At 59.6% G+C, this 22,252-nt stretch carries 21 protein-coding genes and 6 pseudogenes; 11 read left to right on the top strand and 16 right to left on the bottom strand.

Features of this window, described 5'->3' with window-relative positions; genetic code table 11:
• Positions 1 to 3: 3 nt before the first annotated feature.
• The 3 genes and pseudogenes from ACZ9EJ_RS25390 to ACZ9EJ_RS25380 all read right to left on the bottom strand — a co-directional run bounded on the left by ACZ9EJ_RS25390 (position 4) and on the right by ACZ9EJ_RS25380 (position 3,537).
• Positions 4 to 1,483, bottom strand: a pseudogene (locus ACZ9EJ_RS25390) (sugar ABC transporter ATP-binding protein).
• 28 nt (positions 1,484 to 1,511) lie between these two features.
• Positions 1,512 to 2,441: a sugar ABC transporter substrate-binding protein gene (locus tag ACZ9EJ_RS25385; protein WP_046630120.1), complete on the bottom strand. Its 930-nt coding sequence runs from the start codon at positions 2,439 to 2,441 to the stop codon at positions 1,512 to 1,514.
• Between the two features lie 118 nt (positions 2,442 to 2,559).
• The gene (locus tag ACZ9EJ_RS25380) at positions 2,560 to 3,537 is read right to left on the bottom strand and encodes an ABC transporter permease (protein ID WP_046641335.1); all 978 of its coding nucleotides are present in this window, start codon (positions 3,535 to 3,537) and stop codon (positions 2,560 to 2,562) included.
• Positions 3,538 to 3,748: 211 nt separating this feature from the next.
• On the opposite strand from ACZ9EJ_RS25380, the gene ACZ9EJ_RS25375 reads away from it, so the two are divergent.
• From ACZ9EJ_RS25375 to ACZ9EJ_RS25355, 5 genes are all read left to right on the top strand, one after another.
• A complete protein-coding gene (locus ACZ9EJ_RS25375) occupies positions 3,749 to 4,558 on the top strand; it encodes a transketolase (protein WP_046630118.1) in 810 nt (269 codons plus the stop codon).
• Positions 4,558 to 5,514 (top strand): transketolase family protein, encoded by a 957-nt coding sequence (locus ACZ9EJ_RS25370; RefSeq protein WP_046630117.1) that lies wholly within the window; start codon positions 4,558 to 4,560, stop codon positions 5,512 to 5,514. The genes ACZ9EJ_RS25375 and ACZ9EJ_RS25370 overlap by 1 nt, the downstream gene beginning before the upstream one ends.
• 69 nt (positions 5,515 to 5,583) lie before the next feature.
• Entirely contained in the window at positions 5,584 to 7,050 is a 1,467-nt protein-coding gene (locus tag ACZ9EJ_RS25365; protein ID WP_046641334.1) for an FGGY family carbohydrate kinase, read from the top strand.
• Between the two features lie 21 nt (positions 7,051 to 7,071).
• Positions 7,072 to 8,022 (top strand): sugar-binding transcriptional regulator, encoded by a 951-nt coding sequence (locus tag ACZ9EJ_RS25360; protein ID WP_046641332.1) that lies wholly within the window; start codon positions 7,072 to 7,074, stop codon positions 8,020 to 8,022.
• 208 nt (positions 8,023 to 8,230) lie between these two features.
• Positions 8,231 to 9,265, top strand: a complete 1,035-nt coding sequence (locus ACZ9EJ_RS25355; RefSeq protein ID WP_046641331.1) for an Ldh family oxidoreductase — start codon at positions 8,231 to 8,233, stop codon at positions 9,263 to 9,265.
• A 67-nt stretch (positions 9,266 to 9,332) separates the two neighbouring features.
• Here ACZ9EJ_RS25355 and ACZ9EJ_RS25350 read toward each other — a convergent pair whose 3' ends face one another.
• Together ACZ9EJ_RS25350 and ACZ9EJ_RS25345 are read right to left on the bottom strand one after the other, a co-directional pair.
• Positions 9,333 to 10,295 (bottom strand): dihydrodipicolinate synthase family protein, encoded by a 963-nt coding sequence (locus ACZ9EJ_RS25350; protein ID WP_046641372.1) that lies wholly within the window; start codon positions 10,293 to 10,295, stop codon positions 9,333 to 9,335.
• 124 nt (positions 10,296 to 10,419) lie between these two features.
• Positions 10,420 to 11,034: a GntR family transcriptional regulator gene (locus ACZ9EJ_RS25345; RefSeq protein WP_080955792.1), complete on the bottom strand. Its 615-nt coding sequence runs from the start codon at positions 11,032 to 11,034 to the stop codon at positions 10,420 to 10,422.
• Between ACZ9EJ_RS25345 and ACZ9EJ_RS25340 the strand changes: the two are divergent.
• Positions 10,919 to 11,384: pseudogene (locus ACZ9EJ_RS25340) on the top strand (tyrosine-type recombinase/integrase); the annotation flags it as partial. The gene ACZ9EJ_RS25345 and the pseudogene ACZ9EJ_RS25340 overlap by 116 nt on opposite strands.
• A gap of 241 nt (positions 11,385 to 11,625) precedes the next feature.
• Here ACZ9EJ_RS25340 and ACZ9EJ_RS25335 read toward each other — a convergent pair.
• Positions 11,626 to 11,866 (bottom strand): annotated as a pseudogene (locus ACZ9EJ_RS25335) (IS6 family transposase); the annotation flags it as partial.
• Between the two features lie 38 nt (positions 11,867 to 11,904).
• On the opposite strand from ACZ9EJ_RS25335, the pseudogene ACZ9EJ_RS25330 reads away from it, so the two are divergent.
• A pseudogene (locus ACZ9EJ_RS25330) lies at positions 11,905 to 12,032 on the top strand (LysR family transcriptional regulator); the annotation flags it as partial.
• A 54-nt stretch (positions 12,033 to 12,086) separates the two neighbouring features.
• Here ACZ9EJ_RS25330 and ACZ9EJ_RS25325 read toward each other — a convergent pair.
• Positions 12,087 to 12,878: an aldolase gene (locus ACZ9EJ_RS25325; RefSeq protein ID WP_046630112.1), complete on the bottom strand. Its 792-nt coding sequence runs from the start codon at positions 12,876 to 12,878 to the stop codon at positions 12,087 to 12,089.
• A 15-nt stretch (positions 12,879 to 12,893) separates the two neighbouring features.
• Positions 12,894 to 13,595, bottom strand: coding sequence for a haloacid dehalogenase type II (locus ACZ9EJ_RS25320; RefSeq protein WP_046641329.1), 702 nt, complete (start codon positions 13,593 to 13,595; stop codon positions 12,894 to 12,896).
• A gap of 87 nt (positions 13,596 to 13,682) precedes the next feature.
• Here ACZ9EJ_RS25320 and ACZ9EJ_RS25315 point away from each other — a divergent pair, with 87 nt between their 5' ends.
• A complete protein-coding gene (locus tag ACZ9EJ_RS25315) occupies positions 13,683 to 14,540 on the top strand; it encodes a LysR substrate-binding domain-containing protein (RefSeq protein WP_046641328.1) in 858 nt (285 codons plus the stop codon).
• Between the two features lie 29 nt (positions 14,541 to 14,569).
• Here the strand turns inward: ACZ9EJ_RS25315 and ACZ9EJ_RS25310 are convergent, their stop codons facing one another.
• Positions 14,570 to 15,184, bottom strand: coding sequence for a TetR/AcrR family transcriptional regulator C-terminal domain-containing protein (locus tag ACZ9EJ_RS25310; protein ID WP_046641327.1), 615 nt, complete (start codon positions 15,182 to 15,184; stop codon positions 14,570 to 14,572).
• A gap of 75 nt (positions 15,185 to 15,259) precedes the next feature.
• Here ACZ9EJ_RS25310 and ACZ9EJ_RS25305 point away from each other — a divergent pair, with 75 nt between their 5' ends.
• Both ACZ9EJ_RS25305 and ACZ9EJ_RS25300 read left to right on the top strand, forming a co-directional pair.
• On the top strand, positions 15,260 to 16,699 hold the full coding sequence (locus tag ACZ9EJ_RS25305) for an FAD-dependent oxidoreductase (RefSeq protein ID WP_052764648.1): 1,440 nt from the start codon (positions 15,260 to 15,262) through the stop codon (positions 16,697 to 16,699).
• Between the two features lie 11 nt (positions 16,700 to 16,710).
• Positions 16,711 to 17,115, top strand: a complete 405-nt coding sequence (locus ACZ9EJ_RS25300; protein WP_046641326.1) for a RidA family protein — start codon at positions 16,711 to 16,713, stop codon at positions 17,113 to 17,115.
• Between the two features lie 210 nt (positions 17,116 to 17,325).
• On the opposite strand, the pseudogene ACZ9EJ_RS25295 reads toward ACZ9EJ_RS25300, so the two are convergent.
• The 7 genes and pseudogenes from ACZ9EJ_RS25295 to ACZ9EJ_RS25265 form a co-directional block, all read right to left on the bottom strand.
• Positions 17,326 to 17,762 (bottom strand): annotated as a pseudogene (locus tag ACZ9EJ_RS25295) (DUF6910 family protein).
• A 3-nt stretch (positions 17,763 to 17,765) separates the two neighbouring features.
• Positions 17,766 to 17,930: a hypothetical protein gene (locus ACZ9EJ_RS25290; RefSeq protein ID WP_251089501.1), complete on the bottom strand. Its 165-nt coding sequence runs from the start codon at positions 17,928 to 17,930 to the stop codon at positions 17,766 to 17,768.
• 107 nt (positions 17,931 to 18,037) lie between these two features.
• A pseudogene (locus ACZ9EJ_RS25285) lies at positions 18,038 to 18,357 on the bottom strand (helix-hairpin-helix domain-containing protein); the annotation flags it as partial.
• 104 nt (positions 18,358 to 18,461) lie between these two features.
• Positions 18,462 to 19,448: a L,D-transpeptidase family protein gene (locus tag ACZ9EJ_RS25280; protein WP_046641323.1), complete on the bottom strand. Its 987-nt coding sequence runs from the start codon at positions 19,446 to 19,448 to the stop codon at positions 18,462 to 18,464.
• Positions 19,449 to 19,577: 129 nt separating this feature from the next.
• Complete coding sequence (locus tag ACZ9EJ_RS25275; protein ID WP_080955798.1) at positions 19,578 to 20,075, bottom strand: YciE/YciF ferroxidase family protein; 498 nt, start codon at positions 20,073 to 20,075, stop codon at positions 19,578 to 19,580.
• A gap of 83 nt (positions 20,076 to 20,158) precedes the next feature.
• Entirely contained in the window at positions 20,159 to 20,758 is a 600-nt protein-coding gene (locus ACZ9EJ_RS25270) for a general stress protein (protein WP_046641319.1), read from the bottom strand.
• A gap of 29 nt (positions 20,759 to 20,787) precedes the next feature.
• Positions 20,788 to 21,105, bottom strand: coding sequence for a hypothetical protein (locus tag ACZ9EJ_RS25265; RefSeq protein WP_046641318.1), 318 nt, complete (start codon positions 21,103 to 21,105; stop codon positions 20,788 to 20,790).
• A 313-nt stretch (positions 21,106 to 21,418) separates the two neighbouring features.
• Between ACZ9EJ_RS25265 and ACZ9EJ_RS25260 the strand changes: the two genes are divergently transcribed.
• The gene (locus ACZ9EJ_RS25260) at positions 21,419 to 22,018 is read left to right on the top strand and encodes a LysE family translocator (protein ID WP_251089500.1); all 600 of its coding nucleotides are present in this window, start codon (positions 21,419 to 21,421) and stop codon (positions 22,016 to 22,018) included.
• Positions 22,019 to 22,252 lie beyond the last annotated feature (234 nt).

Here is a 22,252-nt window from a genome sequence, read left to right as displayed (position 1 = left end):
TGGTTAGATGGTAGCTAACTCCATGACCGAAACGTCATTCGCCTGGTCACAATCGAGGATCCCTGCCTGCTTTCCCTGGGCAAGGACGAGTATGCGATTGGAGACTCCGAGAACCTCCTCAAGGTCCGAGCTTACGACGATGACCGCAACGCCCTGTTTGGCAAGATTGACGATGATGTCGTAGATGCCGGCGCGCGCCCCGACGTCGATGCCTCTCGTCGGTTCGTCGAGTACGACGACCTTAGGATCGCGCATGAGCCATTTCGCGATAACGACCTTCTGCTGATTGCCTCCGGACAGGTCCGAGGCATATTGCTCCGCACGGCCCTTCACGCCGAACTTGGCAACTGCCTTCTCTGCAAACGTGCGCTTGACGCGCGGCGTAATCCAACGCCCGCCCAGCTTGTCGAGGTTGGCATAGATAATGTTCTCGCCGATCCGGTGCCCGACAACCAGGCCTTGCTCCTTGCGGTCTTCCGGGACCATGACAATGCCCTTGGCGATCGCATCCGCCGGATCGCGCAGCCTGAGTTCTTCGCCTTCCAGCCTAATGGAACCTGCACTGATTGGGTCCGCGCCCGAAATCGCGCGCACAAGTTCCGTGCGGCCCGCACCGACCAGTCCGGCGATGCCGAGGATTTCCCCCGGCGCGCACATCGAAGGTGACGTCACGGAAAGAGTTGTCCGGCGAGCTCAGCCCCGACACCTGGAGTACCGGATGATCTGTCGGAACCGGAAGGGCCGGGAACAAGCGGTCAAGCGGGCGCCCGACCATGCTCTCCACGATTGTTCGCACCGGAGTCGCGCTGTCTGAGAATTCCTGCACGCGCTCGCCATCGCGAAGAACGACGATCCGATCGGTTATCCGTTTGATCTCTTCCATGCGGTGGGAAATGTAGACGATGCCGACGCCTTCGGACCGAAGCTTTCTAACCTGTTCGAACAGGGCTTCCGTTTCTGCGCCGCCAAGGGCGGCGGTCGGCTCGTCGAGGATCAGGAGCTTTGCGTTGAGCGCCAGCGCCTTGGCGATCTCAATGAGTTGCTGATTTGCGGTGGAAAGGCCGGCAACCGTCCGCGTGGCGGGGATGTGAAGGTTCAACCGAGCGAGCTGCTCCTGAGCCCGACGAACCATTTGGCGACGGTCCACGACGCCGTTCTTCATCGGCCAACGTCCGATGAAGACGTTTTCCGCGATCGACAGCTGCGGCAGAAGCTGCAGTTCCTGGTGGATCAGGACGACGCCCTTGTCGATCGCTTCCCTTGGGGTGGCCGGGGCATAAGGCTGCCCCAGCCATGTCATTGATCCTTCGGAAGGCGTGCGCGACCCGGCGATAATGCCCGATAGCGTTGACTTGCCTGCTCCGTTTTCACCGAGAAGTGCAACCACCTCGCCCGGATAGACGTCCAAGCTGACACCCTTCAATACCTGGAGCGGTCCATAGCTTTTGGATATGTCCCTCAGGCAAAGAACTGGATCAGTCATGGCACACCTCCTCTGGACCTCGGCTTCATTACGGATGGTTGGCGATGAAGCCTGCGACGTTTTCCTTGGTTGTCAGCGTGGCATCCATGAGCTGTACCGGGGGTACCTTTTCTCCGGCGACAAGCTTGGCCGCATTCGCAACCGCATCGCGGCCCATCTTCTGCGTCTGCTGTGTCGCAGTTACGTTGAAGACGCCTTTGCTGAGCGCTTCGAGAGCCGCGGTGTCGCCATCGAAGCCGCCGACCACGATCTTCTGCGACGGATTGGCGACCTTGATCGCCTGCGCGGCGCCAAGTGCCAGGCCGTCGGCCTGTGCGAAGACGATGGAAACATCCGGATTGGCCTGCAGCATATTTTGCATGATCTGGAAGCCTTCGTCCTGGCTCCAGATGTTCGAATATTGCTCGGCGACAACCTTAACGTTTGGATAGGCCTTGAGCGATTCAGCGCAGCCCTTGGAGCGATCGACTTCCGGCGTCGTGCCCTTCTGGCCGTGGATGATGACCATCTTCCCCTTGCCGCCGGCTTCCTTCAGGATGTAGTCGCATACGGCCTTGGCAGATGCGACGGAATCCGTTGCAAGGAAAGTATCGCCGGGAGCTCCCTCGGCGTTGCGGTCAACGTTCACGACCGGGATGCCGGCGTTCTTGGCGAGCTTGACCGGAACCGTCGCAGCCGCCGCGCCTGCCGGAATGTAGATCAGGGCGTCGATTTTCTGGGTCAGAAGGTCCTGGATCTGGTTGACCTGCGTCGGCCCGTCACCCTTTGCGTCGACGGTGATGACTTCGATGCCGCGCTTTTTGGCTTCGGCTTCGACCGACTGCTTGATCTGGTTGAAGAAGTTTGCCTGAAGGTTGGCAACGGCGAGGCCGAGCTTCTTCAGTTCCGCCGCATGTACGGGGCCGAGCATGAGGCCGAGCAGTGCAGCAGACGCGAGCATGGTTCGGGCTATTTTCATTGTATTTTCCTCCGTTGTTTGATGGAACCCTCGGGTATTTCCTCCCCCTCGGGGTATTGATCCGACCCAAAGTTTTGGAGCGGAATTCCACGTCCGCCAATGCGGCGAACCATGCGCGTCAGGCGCGACGCCGACGAATGGTTTCTGCGCCGACCGCGAGCACGATGACGATCCCGATGATCACCTGCTGAAGGAACGGCGAGACGTTGAGAAGATTGAGACCATTGCGAAGCACACCGATGATCAGAACGCCGATCAGCGTTCCACCGATGCCGCCCGCGCCGCCGGAGAGCGAAGTCCCGCCGATGACGACTGCGGCAATGGTGTCCAGTTCATAGCCCAGACCACTGGATGGTTGGACCGAATCTAGCCGTGCGGCGAGCACGATGCCTGCGAGCCCCGCAAGGACGGCACTCACGACATAGACAGCTATCGTTACGAGCGGGACGTTGATGCCGGCCAGGCGTGCGACTTCTGCGTTGCCGCCCACCGCATAGAGCATGCGGCCCTCGGACCGGAAGCGCAGGAAAAGCCACGCAGCAAGAACAACCGCAAGCATCAGGAATACCGTGGCAGTCAGGATGCCGAAATGGCGATCGATTGCGAGCATCATGAACCAGTCGGGGAATCCGACGATCTGCTGGCCGTCCGTAATCATATTTGCGACACCACGAGCCGCAGACATCATCGCAAGCGTGGCGATGAAGGCTGGAACTCTGAACTGCGTCACCAGAAGTCCGACAATCAGGCCTGATATCGCCGAGGCGATCAGCGCAAAGGCGATCGCTACCGGCAGCGGCAGACCCGCGACGTTTGCGGTCCAGCCCATGACCATCATCGCCAAGGCAAGTGCCGAGCCGACGGAAAGATCGATGCCACCGATCAGGATCACGAACGTCATTCCGACGGCCATGATGCCGAGAACGGTGATCTGATCGAGGATGTTGAGGCCGTTTCGAACCGAAAGAAACGTGTCTGTGCTGAGGCTCAGGAAGACGCAAAGGGCGAGCAATCCCACGAGCGGGCCGGTCGCTCCCTTGACCTTGCTCAACCAAGCGCCGGAAGAAAGCCTGTGTTCATTGATATCGAGCGCCATTGCTCCTCCCTATGCGTTGGCTTGTATCCGATATTCGTGCAGGCTAGAATAAATATTCACATCTGCTGGAAAATTCATTAACAATTTGGCTTGTGGCTGTCAACGTCATTTTGCCGCTCGTCGCTCCCCAGGCCGGGCATAAGGGGCTTGACTAATCGGCCTCTTATGCAAAAATATTGCCGATTGAATATTTATTCACCGGAGAATATCCATGGATACGACAGAACTTGAGCGCATCGCCCGCCAGATCCGATTGCGCGATCTCCAGGCCGTCTTTGAAGCGGGCGCCGGCCATATTGGCGGAGAAATGTCGGTCATCGACATTTTGACGGCGCTTTATTTCCGTGTGCTGAATGTTTGGCCCGATCAACCGACGCACCCCGACCGCGACAGGTTCGTTCTTTCCAAGGGACATACTGCATGCGCTTTGTATGTGACGCTCGCCAAGCGCGGCTTCATCCCGGAGGAAGAGATTTCCACCTTTCTGCAGCCGCATTCGAGGCTGAACGGGCATCCGAACTGCAACAAAGTTCCTGGTGTCGAAACCAATACCGGGCCGCTTGGCCACGGCCTTCCGGTTGCCATAGGAATGGCAAAGGCCGCCAAGCTATCAGGCGCGAGATATCATACCTACGTCGTCACCGGTGACGGCGAGATGCAGGAGGGTTCAAACTGGGAAGCGATCATGGCGGCCGCGCAGTTCAAGCTCGACAATTTGACGCTGGTCATCGACCATAACAGGTTCCAGCAGGGCGCGGCCCTGGCAGAAACCAACGATCTTGCCCCGCTTCGTCCGAAGCTTGAAGCTTTCGATTGGGAAGTGACCGAGATCAACGGGAACAATATGAGCGAAGTCGTCTCAGCCCTCGAACACCGGGGATTGAGACCTCACTGCATCGTGGCCCACACCAACAAGGGGCACGGAATCTCGTTCATGCAGGACCGAGTCGACTGGCACCACAAGGTGCCGAGCAAGGAACAATACCAAACCGCATTGGCAGAATTGTCGGAGGCACTGTAATGAACGCGCCAATAAACGCACCCAAGCTCTACGATTGCCGCGACGCATTCGCTGCTACGCTTGAGAGGTTGGCAGCCGAAAACGAAACGATCGTTGCCGTCTGCAACGACTCCGTGGGCTCCTCCAAGCTCGGCGGCTTCAAGGCGAAGTTTGCGGAGCGCCTCGTCAATGTCGGGATCGCTGAGCAGAACATGGTGGGGGTTGGAGCAGGCCTTGCCAACGGAGGGCGCCTTCCGTTCGTGTGCGCCGCCGCTCCGTTTCTCACGGGACGGTCGCTGGAGCAGATCAAGGCGGATATTTCCTATTCGAATGCCAACGTCAAGCTGGTCGGCATTTCTTCCGGACTGGCGTATGGCGAACTCGGCCCAACCCATCACTCGATCGAGGACTTTGCCTGGACGCGGGTTCTGCCCAATCTTCCAGTCATTGCCCCTTGTGACCGCATCGAAACGGCGGCTGCGGTCGAGTGGGCCGCGGCGTATGCCGGGCCCTGTTTCCTGCGTCTGTCTCGCGTAGGAGTGCCGGATCTCCTTCCGGAAGGTCACAAGTTCGAACTCGGCAAGGCAAATCTCCTGCGCCAGGGCTTCGACGTCACCCTTATCGCAAACGGCACCTTAACCCATCGAATCCTGAAGGCTGCCGAGATTCTCGCAGACCGCGGCATCAATGCCAGAGTGCTCAACCTTGCAACGGTTCGTCCAATCGACGAGGACGCCATCATCGCCGCAGCGAAGGAAACCGGAGCGATCGTTACAGCCGAGGAGCATTCGATCTTTGGCGGGCTCGGTTCCGCGGTCGCCGAAGTGGTCGTCGACAATGCTCCGGTCCCGATGAAACGTCTTGGAGTTCCCGGCATCTACGCCCCGACCGGATCCGCCGAGTTCCTGCTCGACGAATTCGGAATGGCGCCGTCCGCAATCGCCGACGCCGCGCAGTCGCTGATCAGCCGCAAGTAACTGGGGTCCCGTGACCAGCCGGGACGCTTTTCTCGTGGCCCGGCCGCCACCTGATCTGGGGAGGATAGAATGCGGGCAATTCTGGCAATCGACCAGGGCACGACCAATTCAAAGGCAGTTCTGGTTTCCGAAACGGGAGAAATCGTCGGCAGAGGTTCGGTTCCTGTCGGCATTTCCTACCCGAAGGCGGGCTGGGTTGAACAGGACCCGCGCCGGCTCTACGCATCGGTCTGCGAAGCGATCGACGCCTGCCTGACGGCCGCCCCCGATGTGACTGTCGAAGCCCTGGCCATTTCCAACCAGCGCGAGTCCGTCACTGCCTGGGACGCCGAAACGGGAGACGCGCTTGGACCGGTGGTAAGCTGGCAGTGCCGTCGAACGGCACGGGATTGCGAACGTCTCATTGCCGAAGGCCACCTTGACCGCGTGCTGGCGCTCACAGGCCTGCCACTGGATCCGATGTTCCCGGGCTCGAAATTCCGATGGCTGCTCGACCGCATTCCGAAGGGGCGTTCGGTCCGGCTCGGCACGATTGACAGCTGGCTTGTCCATTGCCTGACTGGCGGCCGCCGGCATGTCTGCGATGCTTCCAATGCCGCCAGAAGCCAGCTGTTCGATCTCCAGGAGCAGAGATGGAGCGAGGAACTTGGCGAGATCTTCGGCGTCGATATCCCGCTCCTGCCAGAGGTACTCGACAGCTCTGCCGACTTCGGCAGGACGCAAGGGTTGCCAGGCGTGCCGGACGGAACTCCGATAATGGCCGCAATCGGCGACAGCCATGCTGCGCTGTTCGGTCACGGAGCATTCCAGCCCGGCGATGGCAAGGTAACCTTCGGCACCGGCTCTTCGGTGATGACGACGCTTCCGCGATTTGTTCCTCCACGCAACGGCGTCACAACCACCGTTGCATGGCGTTTGAATGGAATGCCGACTTTCGCGTTCGAAGGCAATATTCTCGTTTGCGCCGCCAGTCTCCCATGGATGGCAGGCATTCTCGGCCTTTCGGACGTGGCGGCCCTTGTCGAACTTGCCGCGAGCGCCGAACCGGGCGGACCGGGCTTCGTGCCGGCATTCGTAGGACTGGGCGCACCCTATTGGAACTCCGATGCCCGTGCCCTGTTCTCCCAGATCGACTTCAACACGACACGTGCGCAAATGGCGCGATCGGTCACTGACTCGATCGCCTTCCAGGTACACGACGTGATCGCCGCCATGCGGGCACAGAGCGGCGGCGAACTCGGCGCGCTCTATGTGGATGGTGGACCGAGCCAGAGCCGCTTCCTGATGCAGTGTGTCTCGAACCTCATCGAACATCCCGTGATCCAATGCGAAGCACCCGAGGCTTCTGCCTTGGGCGCCGCTTACCTGGCGGGGCTGTCCCTCGGCTTGTGGAGCGATCTCGACATGGTCGCGAAGCTGCCGCGAAAGTCGCATGTCATTGAGCCACAACCCGTGGATCGAGCGGCACTTCTCGATACCTGGAATGATGCGCTCGCCCGCTCGACGTCCCGCCAAACAAAGGCTAATGGTGAATAAAAATTCACGCCGGGATTACCGATGACTCGCCTCAACGAACTCCGCCTCATTTCAAGGGTCGCCCAGATGTATCACCTGGAGGGACGGCGGCAGGCGGAGATCGCGCAGCACCTTCGCCTTTCGCAAGCGACGGTCTCGCGTATGCTCAAGCGTGCCGAGGCTGAAGATATCGTGCGAACCAGCGTGATCCCTCCCGTCGGCACCTACAGCGAGCTCGAGGGCGCGCTTCGCGAGAAATACAATCTGCCGGAGGCAATCGTCGTCGAATGCACCGAAGATCGCGACGGAGCCATTATGGCCCGTATCGGAGAGGCAGCGGCCCATCTTTTGGAAGTGACGCTTGCGCCAGGCGAGATCATCGGCGTTTCGAGCTGGAGCCAGACTATTTTCAAGATGGTCGAGAACATCCATCCTCAAAAGAGCGCTCAGGCGAAGTATGTCGTCCAGACTCTTGGAGGCATGGGTGATCCTTCCGTGCAGACGCATGCCACACAGCTTACTACTCGTCTGGCTCGGCTGACAGGCGCCGAGCCGAAGCTCCTTTCGGTGCAAGGTGTGACCTCGTCGCGCGAAGCCAAACTCCTGATGCAGGCCGACCCGTTCGTCCGGGAGACGATGGACTTGTTCGGCAGCATAACGCTTGCAATTGTCGGTATCGGCGCGGTCGAACCGTCAGAACTACTCGCCAGATCGGGAAATATCTTCTCCTCGCGGGAACTCGCCGACCTTGCCGAAGCGGGCGCCGTTGGAGACATCTCACTGCGGTTCTTCGACAAGGACGGCAAGCCCGTGAAAACGCCCTTGGACGAACGTGTCATCGGTCTCCCGCTCGAAGAGCTTCAGCGCGTGGATCGAGTGATTGCGTTGGCCGGGGGCGCAAAGAAAACCGACGCAATTGCAGGTGCACTGAGGGTCGGCGTCATAGACACCCTGGTGACAGACAAGTTTACGGCCCACCGCCTCGTGGACTAGATATCACGATTTATTTGATGTGTTTCGTTGTCCACCGTCGCCGCCGGTGTCGTTGGCGGCATTATCACGGATATCGCCAAATTGTTTGAAGCAACTTGCGCGCGAGCAACTGGACCGAGCGACCGTGAGGCACGGGTTGGCTCTTGTCGATTTTTTGCAAATGTATTTACAACTCAGGGGCCGGAAGGCACCGGAAACGGAATATCGAATGAACGAAACAACGACCTTGTCCATCCAGGCGCTTTATGAGCGCGTCGAAGCCCTCCTTATCCGGGCCGGGCTTGATGCAACGCAGGCCAGCGCGCTGGCCCGCGTGATCGTCGCCGGTGAACGCGACGCCTGCAAGTCCCATGGCATCTACCGTATCGAGGGCGTTCTGCGCACGCTGAAGGCTGGCAAGGTCGTGGCCGATGCCATGCCCGAACTCATCGGGGACGAGGCCACAGCCATTGTCAGGGTCGATGCGAAAGGTGGCTTTGCCAATCCGGCCTTCGAACTTGCCCTGCCACACCTTGTCGCCCGCGCCCGCAGCCATGGGGTTGCAGCCCTCGTCGTCAATGATTGCGTCCACTTCTCCGCGCTGTGGCCGGAGGTCGAGGCCTTGACGGATCAGGGACTGGCCGCGCTCGCCATGTGCCCAAGCTACGCCACTGTCGCGCCGACCGGCGGCAACAGCCCGCTCCTGGGCACCAATCCCCTGGCATTCGGCTGGCCGCGCATCGACAATCCGCCTTATGTCTTCGATTTCGCGACCTCGGTTGCTGCCCGTGGCGAGATCGAGCTTTATCGCCGCGCCGGAAAGCCATTGCCGGAAGGCTGGGCGATTGATGCCGGTGGCGCGCCGACCGCGGACCCGACAGCGGCGCTGGCGGGGGCGATGCTGCCGTTCGGTGGCCACAAGGGTTCGGCCATCGGCACGATGATCGAACTTCTGGCCGGAATCTTGATCGGCGATCTGACGAGCCAGGGCGCACTCGAAGTGCTTGGCAGCACGACGCTTGCACCGCGCCATGGTGAACTGGTGCTCGCCTTCTCGCCACAGGCCTTTGCGGCGGGCAGGCCGGGCGACCCCTTCGCACGGGCCGAAATGCTGTTCGAAGCCATTGTCGGCCAGGGCGCGCGCTTGCCCTCGCAGCGTCGCTTCAGGGCCAGAGCGATAGCGGAAAAGGATGGCATCACCCTGACGTCAGCGGAGATAGAACTGCTCGACACGTTGCTTTCGCGCGGTCTCGACGCCGTGTGAACACGAAAAAGCCGCCGGGCGAACCCGGCGGCCCGTACCCTCTCCTGTCAGCCAGTCTGGCCCGTGATTACGCTCTGCAGGTCTGAACTGCGCCCGGCAGCTTGCTCCACTCAGCATACCAGTTGTTGAACAGTCTGAACTGCGCCTCGACATAGCCACGCTGGCTGTCGGACAGTGCATCGGTTTCGTTGAAGTGTAGCGTATATTCCCTGTCGCCCTTCAGAACCATCATATGCTTGAAGAACAGCACCAGATCCGGGCCTTCATCGAAGGACGAAAGAACGGCCAGAGCCTGCTCCAGTTCCTGCGCCCGCTGGCGGGCATCGGCATTACCGGCAGCGGCGGCCTGCGACAGCTTGCACAGATGGATCACTTCCTTGGGCAAAACATTGCCGATACCGGTGATCGCACCCGTTGCGCCGCAATTGACGAAACCGTGGACGACGGCAGTATCGACACCGATCATCAGCGTCACCTCGTCGTCACGGCTGGTGATGTTTTCCGCCGCATAGCGCATGTCGGCAGGACCGCCGAATTCCTTGAAGCCGACGAGGTTCGGATGCTCGGCGCGAAGTGCAAAGAAAAGGTCGGCACGCGTGGCAAAGCCGTAATAGGGGCTGTTGTAGATCACCGCCGGGATATCGCCCCCTGCGGAGAGCACAGCCTTGAAATGAGCCTTCTGGGCAGCAATGACAGTGCCACGCGAAAGAACGCGCGGAATGACCATCAGGCCCCTCGCGCCCACCTTCCGGGCATGGGCCGCATGGGCAACAGCGGAAGCTGTGTTGACAGCGCCCGTGCCGACGATGACGGGGATGCCCGCGTTGACCAGACGCTCAACCCCTTCCATGCGCTGCGCATCACTCAGAAGCGGCCAGTCGCCCATCGAACCGCAATAGACAACGGCGGACATGCCGGCGTCGATCAGTTCCCTACCCTTGCGCACCAGCGCGTCGAAATCGGGGGTGCGGTCTTCCATGCATGGCGTCATCAGGGCGGGAACCACGCCGGAGAAGATATTGGCAGCCATCATTTGCTCCATCGCATGTCGTTTTCAATTGGGGTCCTGACAGGAGGCCAGCCCCGGCATGAAACCTTTCTACATCTTTGTATTTTATCTGTCGACAAAAAATATACAGGCTGACGATCTTGCTCTACAACCGGATGTCCAAGCTGTCGCCACGCACCATCAGTTTCTGTACTTGCAGCACGATCTGCCGGGCATGCTCGCGCGAAAGCTGTTCAGCCCCCGCTTCGTCCCGCGTCTCGATTGCAGCGATGATCTCGTCGTGTTCCTCAACAAAGCGGCGCGGCAGACGGTCCTCATAGGACTGGTAGTAGAGGCGCAGGATGCGCCGGCCCTCGTCCAGAAGACGTTTGAAAAGAGCGGTGAAATAGGCGTTACGCCCGGCTGCTGCGATGGCGAGATGAAAGTCGGCATTGGTGGCGATCACTGCCAAGGCATCCTGGGCTCCGACCGCACGGCTGAAGGCGGCCTGATGCTCGCGGATGGTGACCAGATCCTCCGACCGGTGATATTTCGCCGCAAGCTGGGTGGTCACACGGTACATCAGTACCAGCGCATCAAAATAGGTGTGCATGTTGAGGAAGTCGATCGGCGCCACCATGGTCGAGCGATTGGGCAGTGTGTCCGCCTTTGCGTCCGGCTTGCGCCGGCGGAGCGAGATTGCCGGGCCGCGATGCGAGCAACTGACCGTCGAGCCGCCGATCGAGATACCGGATGGCCCTCCCCTCCCCTCTCTCGCCATCCATCTCGGTCGCACCAAAACATCCACCGGCGAGCAGGACGAGATCGTTTATCTGACCGGTCGGCCGGTGGACGCGCTGAATGCCTGGATGACGACGGCCAAGATTGAGAACGGGAGCGTGTTTCGGGGACCGGACGCTGGGAAAGCGTCTCGCGGCGGGCGCTCGATCCGCAGTCGGTCAGTGCGATCCTCAAGCAGGGGCGGAGATGGCTGGGTTGGACAGCGGGGAGTTTTCGGCACATCGATTGCGGTCAGCCTATTTGACCGAACCCACCAATCGCGGCATCCCATTACCTGAAGCGATGGAGCAATCGCGCCACCGATAAGTGCGGCAGGCGTCGAGCTACTAGGACAGTGCGACACTGCGTAGCGGTCGGGCCACGCAGCGGCTCACACAGGCAAAATTATCCTTGCAATTACGGATCACAACTCCATAAATGCAAGGATGATTAAGCGAAGAATTGAGGCCAAACTCCAGCATCTGTTAGACGAAAGCCCTGCGGTTGCGCTGTTGGGCCCTCGCCAAGTCGGGAAAACGACGTTAGCAATCATTATTGGCGAAACCCGGCCCTCCACCTCGTCCAGATGCTAGGTATCTTCTTGCGACGGCCTCTTTCTGAGCAACTGCTTTGCGTAGGCAGCACCGAATCTTCGACCCCAGCGCCGGATCGTTTCGTAGGATACTATAATGCCGCGCTCCAGCAGCATTTCTTCCACCAGCCGCAGGCCTAACGGGAACCGAAGATACAGCCAGACCGCATGGGCGATGATCTGCGGCGGGAAACGGTGGTTCTTGTAGCTGACGGTCGGCGCGCTCATCACGTCCGGTTATCCGTCAACCGTTAAGCCGAGGACAACCTGACAGCACCCCCGTGCGACCTCGAACTTGTGTGTGCCGTCTATGTGGTGGCGGCCCCCTGCCCCACCACGTGCGCGCCTTCATCGAGCACATGGGTGCAACATTGGGTGATCAGTCCCTGCTGAATGGGACGTCCTGACCCAGAGGGACTATTAGAAAGGCGAATTCGAAACGCCTCGCCCTTCATCTTGCATCAATCACGATACTCTGGCGCCTGCCGGTCGAGGACCCGCCGGATGCTTTCCAGATGCAGCCTTGCGCTTTCCGGATCTCCCTCCCGCATCTGCCGTGCTGCCTCGGCTGCGATCTCCGGCAAAACCGGCAGCAGTTTGCGGCCGGAGCCCATCGCCTTCAACTGGACTTCAGCCGCACGCTCGAGATAGTAGAGGTCGTCCCATGCCTCGGCGATATTCGGCGCGCAGACCATCACCCCGTGGTTTTTCATGAACAGGATATCCTTGTCACCGAGGACAGAGGCGATCCTGTCACCTTCGCTTTCGTCCAGGGCGAGACCGTTGTAATTCTCGTCGACGGCCACGCGACCGTAGAATTTGAGCGCCGTCTGGCCTGCCCAGACCAGCGGTTCGCCTTCCACCATGCTGAGCGCGGTCGCATTCGGCATATGGGTATGAAAGGCGGCCCCCACGCGAGGCGCCATCTTGTGCAGGCGCGCATGGATGAAAAAGGCGGTTGCTTCGGGCACGCCATCGCCGGCAACCACATTGCCGTCGAAATCGCAGATCAGCAGCGACGAGGCGGTCGCCTCCTGAAAGGCCCAGCCAAGGCGGTTGACGATGAAGAGGTCGGGATGACCGGGCACAACAGCCGAGAAGTGGTTGCAGATACCTTCTTCGAGGCCGAGACGCGCCGCCATCCGAAGGCTGGCGGCGAGATCGACCCGTGCTTGCCAAATCTCTTCGGTATCCAGCAAAAGATTGGGCCGCAGAGCAGCGTTGACCTGCGAAATATTCAGTTCGTGAGCCATGTTGGTCTCCTTGTCCTACATCCAGCCTGCCGCGGCAAGGATGGCAGGCACCTTGTCGAGCGTCGAGACGATTCCGTTCGGGCGGTAATCGTCCAGTGGTTTGCGGCCTGTGCCACGATCGATCCAAACCGTGCGAAATCCAAGTTCACGCGCCGCAGCAAGATCGAGATGCGGGCTGGCACAGATATGCACAAGTTCCTCCATGCCGATACCGAGGCTTTTCCAGGCATGATGGAAAATCTGGGAGGAAGGCTTATAGGCACCGGCCTGCTGGGCAGTGATAACCCGGTCTACATGGCCACCCAACTGAGCGACATTGCCGGCAATGACGGCGTCGTCCGTATTCGAGATGATCGCCAGACGAAAACCGGCTGCCTTCAGCTTTTCCAGTGTTGCAACCACTTCCGGAAACGGTGGCATCTTCCCGATCGAGGACGTCAGGATCTCGGCATCCGAGACCTCAAAGGGCAATCCAAATTCGCCCATGGCTCGTTCCAGCGCAAGGGCGCTGACGTCTGCGAAAATCCGGTGAGGGCGTTCCTGTTCCAGCACATGTTCCTGGCGGTCGTAGACAGAGATGAAGGCCGTCTGATCGATGTTTCGACCTTTGGCCGATAGTATCTGGTCCACGGCCGCAAGCAGCCCCTCGTCCCATTGAATGAGCGTCCCGTAGCAATCGAAAGTCAGCCAGGTCGGCTTAGGACCAGAAAGCGTCATGTCTCGTCTCCTTCGTTTTCCCGACATTGACAAAACTTGCATCTATTGCAAAATTAAATCTCATCATCGTCTTCATCGAGAAATCAAATGAGCTTCGGTTTCGATCTGGATCTTCTGAAAACATTTGCTGCGGTCGTCGATTGCAGCGGCTTTACCAAAGCGGCCGAACGGGTACACCTGACACAATCGACGGTGAGCCAGCAAATCAAGAAGCTGGAGGTCAATTTGGGCACCTTGCTGCTGCATCGGGATAAATCGACCGGAACTGTTGAAACGACGGAAGCCGGCGAGTTGCTGTTGAGCTACGCGCGTAAATTACTCGCCATGGCCGATGAAGCCGCCGAGGTCATGCGAAGGCCTTCGGCTCCGCGCACTGTCCGTCTTGGCGTTCCTGAAGATTTTGCCGGGCGGCGCCTTATCGATCTGCTGTCGGGATTCTCGGCCGCATCACCTCATATCAGGCTCGACACGGTCAGCGGATGGAGCATCGAGCTTCGCCGCCTGCTGGATGCGGGCGAGATTGACCTCGCGTTGATCAAGCGCGAGCCTGGCGATGGGGCATGTCTTGCGAGCTGGAAGGAGGAACTGATCTGGGTGGAAAGTGCCACCCGTCCAGTCGAGACGGACCCGGTCCCTCTCGCGGTTTTTCCCGTCGGATGCATCTACCGGGATCGCGCGATCGGCGCGATCGAGCGCAGTGGTCGCCGCTGGCGGATCGCCTATACCAGCCAAGGCCTGATGGGTGTGCAGGCAGCGGTTGCTTCCGGCCTCGGAATCAGTCTGCTACCTTCCGACGCGGTGCTACCCGAACACCGACAACTCGGACCGTTGGACGGGTTTGGTTACCAGCCCGCGTCCGAGATGGCGCTAGTGAAAGGACGGGGGAGCCTCTCTGCAGAGGCGCAGTCCGTCGGGCAATTTCTGGCGGATAGTCTGAGGTCGTAATAAAGGTGCGCTTCGACCTTGCCAACATCTCAGGAAAGACGAAGCGCCACCTTCAAGCCCATGATCTGCAGATCGAGCCCAAACGCAAAACGTTGATCGGCATTGGCTCCGGCAATCTCACGCATCGCAATTGCAGCCAGAGGAAACTTTGCTGCCAGGGAGATTTCGTCCTGGCCCGCTGGTTCCTTTTTGCGTCCAAGACCCTGCTCCTCGATAACGAAGCCGATCACAAAATAGACCAGCGTGAATGCGCCCCAGCTTGCGGTGCGATCGTCAGCTCCGGCTTGCTTGAGAGAGCTGATCAGCAACGAGCCGACACGCAGCACGTTATCGGATAAAGGATAGGTGCCGGCAAAAACACGAGCAGCATCGCGGCGCGACAGCAGGGCGTCGCGCACCTCAGAGGCCACGCGCACAAGCCTCGCATCCCACGCCTCGCCTTCCGGATTGCTTGCGGCGACAGGCTCCATCAGCGCATCCGCCATTCCCTCGAGCAGGGCGTCCTTGTTCGCGAAATGCCAGTAGAGCGACGGCGCCTGAATGTTCAAGGCGTCCGCCAGCTTACGCATCGTCAACCCCTCCATGCCGACATCATCCAACAGCTTCAGCGCCGTCGCGATGACTTCGGTTTTCACGATACGCATGTCCGTCTCCAGTTTTACTGTTGACTCTCTAACATTGTTAGGCACATCTAACAACGTTAGATTGGAGAGCTCCTCATGAAAATGAACTACGATGTTGTTGTTGTCGGCGCCGGACCTGTCGGGCTGTGGCTGGCATGCGAATTGAAGCTTGCCGGTGTGGATGTCGCCGTTCTCGAGCGGCGAACGGAGCGGACGGCGCAGTCGCGTGCGCTCACCGTCCATGGACGTTCGCTCGAAGTGTTTGCCCTGCGCGGTCTCGCCGATCGCTTCCTCAGCACCGGCAAACCGATCCCGACCGGCCACTACGCGGTCCTCGATACAAGGCTGGATTTTTCACCGTTCGACACCCGCTTTCCCTACACGCTGTTTATCCCGCAGGCCGTGACCGAGGAGCGTCTCGAAGAACGCGCGACTGAACTCGGCGTCGTCATCGTGCGGGGCATGGCGGCAACAGGAATTCTGGACGACGGGAGCCGGGTCCACATCTCTACCGACAGCGGAGAGTTTTCCAGCTCCTATGTGGTGGGAGCGGATGGCGCTCGCAGCATCGTGCGGGAACAGGCGGGCATCTCATATGAGGGGGCAGAGGCCCGAAATTCGCTCATGCTTGCAGACGTGGTTCTTGCCTCACCACCGACAAAACCCGTCGTGTCGGTCACCAATGGACATGGTTCGGTCATGATCGCGCCTCTCGGTGACGGTAAGCACCACCGCATCGTGCTCGTGGATCCCCAACGAACCCATGTGCCGCGCACCGAACCGGTCACTCTGGAAGAGGTAGCAGGACCGACCGCGCGCATTATCGGCAAGGACTATCAGCCTCGCGACCCGATCTGGCTTTCGCGTTTCGCCGATGAGACGCGCCTTGCCGGAACCTATCGCAAGGGACGCATCCTGCTCGCCGGCGATGCCGCTCATATCCATGCTCCGATGGGCGGACAAGGCATGAATGTCGGACTGCAGGACGCATTGAATCTCGGCTGGAAACTGGCCGCGGTCGTGAAGAGCGAAGCGCCCGACAAACTGCTTGACACCTATGACGAGGAACGGCGTCCAATAGGACAAATCCTCTACACCAATACCCTGGCGCAGGCTGGGCTCGTCACCCGGTTCGATCCGGCAACCCTTGCCTTGCGGGAGACGCTAAACCAGCTCCTGAAAATTCCTGCGGTCAATCATCGTCTTGCCGGTGAGCTTTCCGGCTTTGACGTCGCCTATGGCACCGATGCGACGGCGGCCGTTGCTGCCGGACGATTGGCGGCAGGGTTACGCATTCCCGATATAGAACTGGTCGGCAAGAACGGCGTATCGATGTCGCTCTACAGCCTGCTGGTCGAAGAACGTTGGCTTCACATTTCCTTCAAACCAGGCGCAACGGTATCCGGGCCGGAATGGTTGCGATCCAGCAGCGTCAAATCCCTGACGGCAGCTCCATCCGACCACGCCGCCCTTCGCGGCGTTCGGGCGTTGCTGGTCAGGCCCGACGGTTATGTCGCCGCTGTCGATCAGGAATAAGGGAGGCATCGATGGAAACTCTAAATCCCCCGTCCCTGACGGGTGTCTTCTCGCACCTGATTGCACAGATCGCCATCACCCCACCTGGCGCGCGGCTTGCCGCCATCTCCGGCCAGGTCGCGGTCGATAGGTCAGGTCAACTCGTCGGTGGAAACGATCAAGCGGCCCAGGCGAGGCAATGCTTCAGCAATGTCCTCGACGCCCTCGCGGCCATAAAGGCGGATCCTAAAGACATCCTGCAAATGAAGATCTACGTGGTCCGCCACGCTCCGGGTCTCGTTCCAGCGATCTTCGGGGCGGGCGCTGACATATTCGGCGAAAAATGGCCGGTTTGCGCAAGCACATGGATCGGCGTCGAAGCACTAGCCATGCCCGAATGGCTCCTCGAGATTGAGGTCTTGGTCGCCCTCCCGTGACAACGCAGTATGGGACGCGGTCCGGGACGCGGGACACCTGCGTCTCATTCCATGAAGGCCGCGCACATGATGCGACCATCACGCCTTGAGCGGAAGCGAACTGGAGCCCCTCATTCCATTGAACTGCGTGGGGTTCACTCCAAACCTGAGTCAGTTTTGGAACGCACCCTGGAATGTGGAAATGTCGCTGGTGTTGTTTGGAAGTTGGAGCTATTTCGCAATTGATGTGGACAGCAGCAACGCCGGTATGGCCGGGTCGTCCGCATCGGTGACAAGCAGGAGATCCAGTCGGTCGCCGCACCCTCGAGCACTGATGCCCTCCACTTTGAATGGCCGGTCAAATTGCTGCAGGGATAACAAGTGTCCATCGTTGCTGAGGATCCCGATTGCAGCGCCGATACAAACCCCTCGTTATTAGCATCTTCGGTATCTTCCGCTAAGGCGCAAAACACCATGTCACCGTTGGACAAAGCCGCTTTATCGGTGAAGCAGAAGGGAACGCCTTCGATCGAACCAAGGTTGATCCGATTGGTGGCGGATGGCGCGATGGAATACGCGTGCGCGTTACACAAGGCATTGAGGACTTGCGAAAGGGAGTAGCGGATTATCGCGTTGTCGACTTGACGCTTGTTGCCGCGCTGGAACAAGCGCTACTCGTCGCCAACGACAACCGCGCCCTCGATGTTGAGGTCGGCGAACATGTCATGAAGCGGACCGAGAATGGGGCCCATATCCAGTTCCTGGGGCGGACCACAGACCGCGCCACTCCCGTCGAGGCCGAGCAGCGCGCCGCGTCCACGGTTTTGCCTTGACATGCTGACGCCTAAGCTTTGAGCGGCCGGCAGGAGGTGATGTCAGCGTGGGTCGAGCACGCGTACAACCTTTCGCCTTGAACCAACAAGAACCTACGGGCCGACATCCCTTCCCGCGTATCGGCGATCGCCACCATCTTCCGTTCGGCAGCGGCCGCACACAACGGCAGTGGTCCGTCGCGCGCCACCTTGATCGTCCAGAGTGTGTCCCGGACGCTCAAGCTTCAGCGAGGGAAGAAAAGCATCGGCCTTGGCAAGCTGGACAAACGCCTCCGATGGCACCCCAGACCGGCGCCAGATATCGTCGACGGAAGCAAAGGCAGTGTCCATGCGTGCCGCGGCGATGCGCAGCGTCAGCGACCGCCAATCCTTTCACCTTCCGGAAACCGAGCCGCACGGCGTCCCGGCCCGAACTGCCTATCCGCTCCAGCAAAAGCATCTTGGGAAAACCAACATCCGACCTCGATGAGCTTGCGTACTGGCGGCGGCAGGCCCGGCCGTATCGTGGCTTTTCACTTCTGGCTGCTACGGCAATCAGTCAACAAATTTGACGATGACCCCCGGTTTGACCATGCCGGCCAGCTCTTCGACGTCCCAATTCGTCAGGCGAACGCAGCCATGCGAACCGACCTTGTCGATCAGTTCGGGCTCGGGCGTTCCGTGGATGCCGTAGGTGGGTTCCGTCAGATCGATCCAGACCGTTCCGACCGGGCCGTTCGGGCCGCCCGCGAGTTGCAGGACCTTCTTGTTGCCGCCCTGCTGAAAATTGATCTTCGGGTTGTAGGTATAGGTGGGCATGCGCGACACACCCTGAATTTTATGTGTGCCTGTGGGCGACGGGGAGCCCTCGCTCCCGATCGTAGCAGGATAGACTGCAAGGAGCGATCCGCCCTCTGCAAAAGCAAAAGCTTCGCCTGATCGCCTGCGTACCTCGATCGTTTTGACCGCGCCGGTTTTTGCGGAACCGGGTATCGCTACCGCGATGGTTTCGCCGGGCGCGAAAGCGGCGGTCGGGTTGAGAGCCTTGAGGAGCCCGATGTCCATGTGGAACCGCTCGCCCAGCTTTTCGGCGACGCTCGTATATCCGAGGCGCTCCATCTTGGCCTGCTCCGCGTAGTCCTTTGGAATGCTGTCGACCAGATCTTTCGCGTCGTCCGCCGTGATTGCATAAGCCTGGACGGCCGGAACATCGTCCATCAGTCCGCGAAGAGCTTCGGGATCCAGTTTTCCATCAACCGGGAGGCCTCGCAGGGCCTCGAACCCGGCGATCGCCTTGATGAGGTTGCTACCCAAATAGCCATCGATAACGCCTGGAGAGGCGCCGGCGCGATCCAGCAGGATCTGCAGACGGACGATGCGGGCATCCGGTTCATTCGGCTTTTGCGGTGGCGCTTCGGTCGGTAGTCCCTCGAAAGACGCTGTGTTGACAGCCTGTGCGTCGAACGGAGCGGCGATCGCCGGACCGCAGAAGGTGAGAGTGATTAAAAGTGATTGGCACAAAACAGCATGTTTCATGGCCATAGAAATAATGATCGCACGAACTTGTTCCGTGTAGTTCGACAGCTGATGTTGGAAAAAATCAGGCATTCCGCATCGTTGGTGAAGGCGGTGTGGCTGGCGCAACGTTTGCGCCAGCCGGTAGAGAGGATATCAGCCTTCGGCATTTTGATTGACGACCGATGTGGCGATCGATGTCAGCGCAAGATCTGTCGCCTGCTCTTCATCGAGTGTCGTCTGCAGGAGCTTGGCGGCATCCTTCATTCCAAGTTCCAGTGCCCAGGTCCTCAGCGTACCGTAGCGCGACATCTCGTAATGTTCGACGGCTTGCGCTGCGGCAAGAAGGCCAGCGTCGAGGGCGGGCGACCCCTCGTATTCCTTCATGATTTCATCGCCTTCATTGGTAATCCCGAGAATGGCGTCGCAGGTCTTCTTTTCCGGCTTGGCGCCGATGATCTTGAACACCTGCTCGAGGCGCTCGACATGCACCTTCGTCTCCGCGAGATGCTTGGCGAATGCGGCCTTAAGCTCCTTGTTCTTGGCAGCCTTTTCCATCTTCGGAAGGGTATCGACGATCTTGCCTTCGGCAAAATAGACGTCCTTCAGTGTATCGTGAAACAGCCCGTCGAGCTTCTTGACTTCCTTGGCCATGATCATCTCCTGATTGCGGCCAGCATCCGGTGACCTCGGTAGGCACGAGTGAATGCGCGTCCCGAAGGACGCGCACGCTGACGTCAGAGCCCGGCGCTGCGATAGCGGCCGCGCTCCTGCTCGATCTGCTCAGGACCGTAGGGGGCGAGGCTGTCGTCGAATTTGGTCCAGCCCTGCTCATTATAAGCGGCACGGCGCTCTGCCGGATCAACCCAGCTAGAGCGCTTGAGGATTGCTTCAGCTTCCGCGACGAGCGTGTCATCGACCTTGGCCGTAACGAGCGAGCCGCCGCGACGGACGCCTTCGGCATAGACGTGGGCATCCTCTTCCGAAACGCCGGAACTCGTCATCGCCCCGATAATCCCGCCGGCAGCGCCACCGGCGACCGCGCCGGCAACTGCGCCCACTGCCGTGGCAGCAAGCCAACCGGCTGCAACGACCGGGCCGACGCCCGGGATGGCCATCAGACCGAGGCCTGTCAGGAGACCGCCGGCACCACCGACGACGGCGCCGATCCCAGCACCTGTGCCGGCGCCTTCGCCGGCATTGGAATCGCCGTGGCGCTTGTCGGCATTGTTCGAGACGATGCTGATGTCCTTCGACGGAACGCCGGATGATTCAAGCGCGCTGACAGCTGCGCTGGCATCGGTATAGTCGTCGAAAAGACCTGTAATGGTTTTCATGGGTATCTCCCTGTGATTATCGTTTTCAATTATTTAGCGACGACGTTGCCCTGATAGTCGAGGGCGATCACGACGGCCTTGCCGTCTTTCATACCCGCAGCCATCCAGATGCCCTTGTCGTCTTTCTTCAGGTCTTTGACACCCGAGAACCCGGCCTTTTCGATGCGGTCTTTAGCCTGGGCTTCGGTGAAGCTATTAGCGCCCTCGACCGGAGCCGTGACATTCTTGGAATCCGGTGTGGCCACGGCCGGCTTATTGCCGTTCGCGTTCGGCGCGGGTGTCGTCTGAGCGAGCGCGACAACCGTTGACGCGCCAAGCAGCGCGGCTGCAAAAATTATCTTTTTCATGAAGGTTCCTTTTATTCGGGTCATGGATCACAGACCCGTGAACACAGAACCCGCCAGCTCTCTATTGGTTCCGCAGCCATCCAACCGCGGACATGCCCAAACGAAGCAGGACTACAGGCGCGGCCTGAAATCTAGGGGCGAAAGAATCGAAACTTAGGTAGTTGCGCCGATGTGATCGCCGGAAAACCCGACTATTAATGTCTTCTACCCCTCCTCGGGGACCTGCGAATGAAGCTTGAACACGCTGCACCGGCGGTACCTGCCCTTCGTGGGTTCGGGCTCGCATGTTGACGCACGAGGGAATTGCGCATTCATGTCGACCATCGCCGCCAGCGCCTTTCTTGCCTTTTCGGTTGCCCTTCCATTCGGCCCGGTTTCGTTGATGTGTGTACAGCGTAGTCTTCTAAGCGGGGCGTTGCGCGGATTGATCTGCGGCGCGGGGGCGTCCACGGCTCATGGATTGTTTGCAATCCTTGCAGTCGTGGGCGCGGACGCCGTGGCCGGATCACTCATTGGCTGGCAACCCGCCGTCCATTTTGCATCAGGTGCCATCCTTATGGCAATCGGCCTAAAGATGGTCATGAGGACGGCAACTGCACCTTCTCTCCTCGACACAAAAGGAGGAGGCGGTGCCGACTATCTGGCTGGCCTGATGCTGGCGTTGACAAACCCTGCGACAGTTCTTCCCTACCTGGCACTCGCCGGTTCCGGCCTGTTTGTCGGCAGGGACGGCTTTTTCACCCTACCCTTGACCGTCGCCGGTGTCCTTCTTGGCAGCGCTGCCTGGTATGCAACGCTGAGCGGCTCGGCTTGGGCGCTAAAGGAGCGTCTGCCGAAGCGCGTGTTATCTAATCTTCATCTTGTCGCTGGACCGGCTCTGATTGGAATGGGATTACATATGGCAATGAGGTAACAGCCGGGAGGGCAACCGAGTTGACTCAAGGAGTTTAAGTCGATCATCAAATTTTAGTCTGCCGACAAAAAAATAGTCCCGTAGCAGTTCATTGAGCAATCCAGACAGTCTATAGTTTCCACCTTCCGTTTGAAGGCACGGAAAGCCGGATCTGCCAGACTATTTCATGGTTATCCGTCGAGTGGCCCGGTTTCGATATTATAACCGGCGTTAACAGCAAGACCAAAGGTCGCT

Source organism: Neorhizobium sp. USDA 3394, from assembly GCF_056280385.1.
This window is presented reverse-complemented; position numbering and strand designations above follow the sequence as displayed.

What these genes read in the sequence shown, in the direction of transcription:
- ACZ9EJ_RS25385 (WP_046630120.1), bottom strand. Translation starts at nt 2,441, where the DNA reads ATGAAAATAGCCCGAACCATGCTCGCGTCTGCTGCACTGCTCGGCCTC.
- ACZ9EJ_RS25380 (WP_046641335.1), bottom strand. Translation starts at nt 3,537, where the DNA reads ATGGCGCTCGATATCAATGAACACAGGCTTTCTTCCGGCGCTTGGTTG.
- ACZ9EJ_RS25375 (WP_046630118.1), top strand. Translation starts at nt 3,749, where the DNA reads ATGGATACGACAGAACTTGAGCGCATCGCCCGCCAGATCCGATTGCGC.
- ACZ9EJ_RS25370 (WP_046630117.1), top strand. Translation starts at nt 4,558, where the DNA reads ATGAACGCGCCAATAAACGCACCCAAGCTCTACGATTGCCGCGACGCA.
- ACZ9EJ_RS25365 (WP_046641334.1), top strand. Translation starts at nt 5,584, where the DNA reads ATGCGGGCAATTCTGGCAATCGACCAGGGCACGACCAATTCAAAGGCA.
- ACZ9EJ_RS25360 (WP_046641332.1), top strand. Translation starts at nt 7,072, where the DNA reads ATGACTCGCCTCAACGAACTCCGCCTCATTTCAAGGGTCGCCCAGATG.
- ACZ9EJ_RS25355 (WP_046641331.1), top strand. Translation starts at nt 8,231, where the DNA reads ATGAACGAAACAACGACCTTGTCCATCCAGGCGCTTTATGAGCGCGTC.
- ACZ9EJ_RS25350 (WP_046641372.1), bottom strand. Translation starts at nt 10,295, where the DNA reads ATGGCTGCCAATATCTTCTCCGGCGTGGTTCCCGCCCTGATGACGCCA.
- ACZ9EJ_RS25345 (WP_080955792.1), bottom strand. Translation starts at nt 11,034, where the DNA reads ATGGCGAGAGAGGGGAGGGGAGGGCCATCCGGTATCTCGATCGGCGGC.
- ACZ9EJ_RS25325 (WP_046630112.1), bottom strand. Translation starts at nt 12,878, where the DNA reads ATGGCTCACGAACTGAATATTTCGCAGGTCAACGCTGCTCTGCGGCCC.
- ACZ9EJ_RS25320 (WP_046641329.1), bottom strand. Translation starts at nt 13,595, where the DNA reads ATGACGCTTTCTGGTCCTAAGCCGACCTGGCTGACTTTCGATTGCTAC.
- ACZ9EJ_RS25315 (WP_046641328.1), top strand. Translation starts at nt 13,683, where the DNA reads ATGAGCTTCGGTTTCGATCTGGATCTTCTGAAAACATTTGCTGCGGTC.
- ACZ9EJ_RS25310 (WP_046641327.1), bottom strand. Translation starts at nt 15,184, where the DNA reads ATGCGTATCGTGAAAACCGAAGTCATCGCGACGGCGCTGAAGCTGTTG.
- ACZ9EJ_RS25305 (WP_052764648.1), top strand. Translation starts at nt 15,260, where the DNA reads ATGAAAATGAACTACGATGTTGTTGTTGTCGGCGCCGGACCTGTCGGG.
- ACZ9EJ_RS25300 (WP_046641326.1), top strand. Translation starts at nt 16,711, where the DNA reads ATGGAAACTCTAAATCCCCCGTCCCTGACGGGTGTCTTCTCGCACCTG.
- ACZ9EJ_RS25290 (WP_251089501.1), bottom strand. Translation starts at nt 17,930, where the DNA reads ATGTCAAGGCAAAACCGTGGACGCGGCGCGCTGCTCGGCCTCGACGGG.
- ACZ9EJ_RS25280 (WP_046641323.1), bottom strand. Translation starts at nt 19,448, where the DNA reads ATGGCCATGAAACATGCTGTTTTGTGCCAATCACTTTTAATCACTCTC.
- ACZ9EJ_RS25275 (WP_080955798.1), bottom strand. Translation starts at nt 20,075, where the DNA reads ATGGCCAAGGAAGTCAAGAAGCTCGACGGGCTGTTTCACGATACACTG.
- ACZ9EJ_RS25270 (WP_046641319.1), bottom strand. Translation starts at nt 20,758, where the DNA reads ATGAAAACCATTACAGGTCTTTTCGACGACTATACCGATGCCAGCGCA.
- ACZ9EJ_RS25265 (WP_046641318.1), bottom strand. Translation starts at nt 21,105, where the DNA reads ATGAAAAAGATAATTTTTGCAGCCGCGCTGCTTGGCGCGTCAACGGTT.
- ACZ9EJ_RS25260 (WP_251089500.1), top strand. Translation starts at nt 21,419, where the DNA reads ATGTCGACCATCGCCGCCAGCGCCTTTCTTGCCTTTTCGGTTGCCCTT.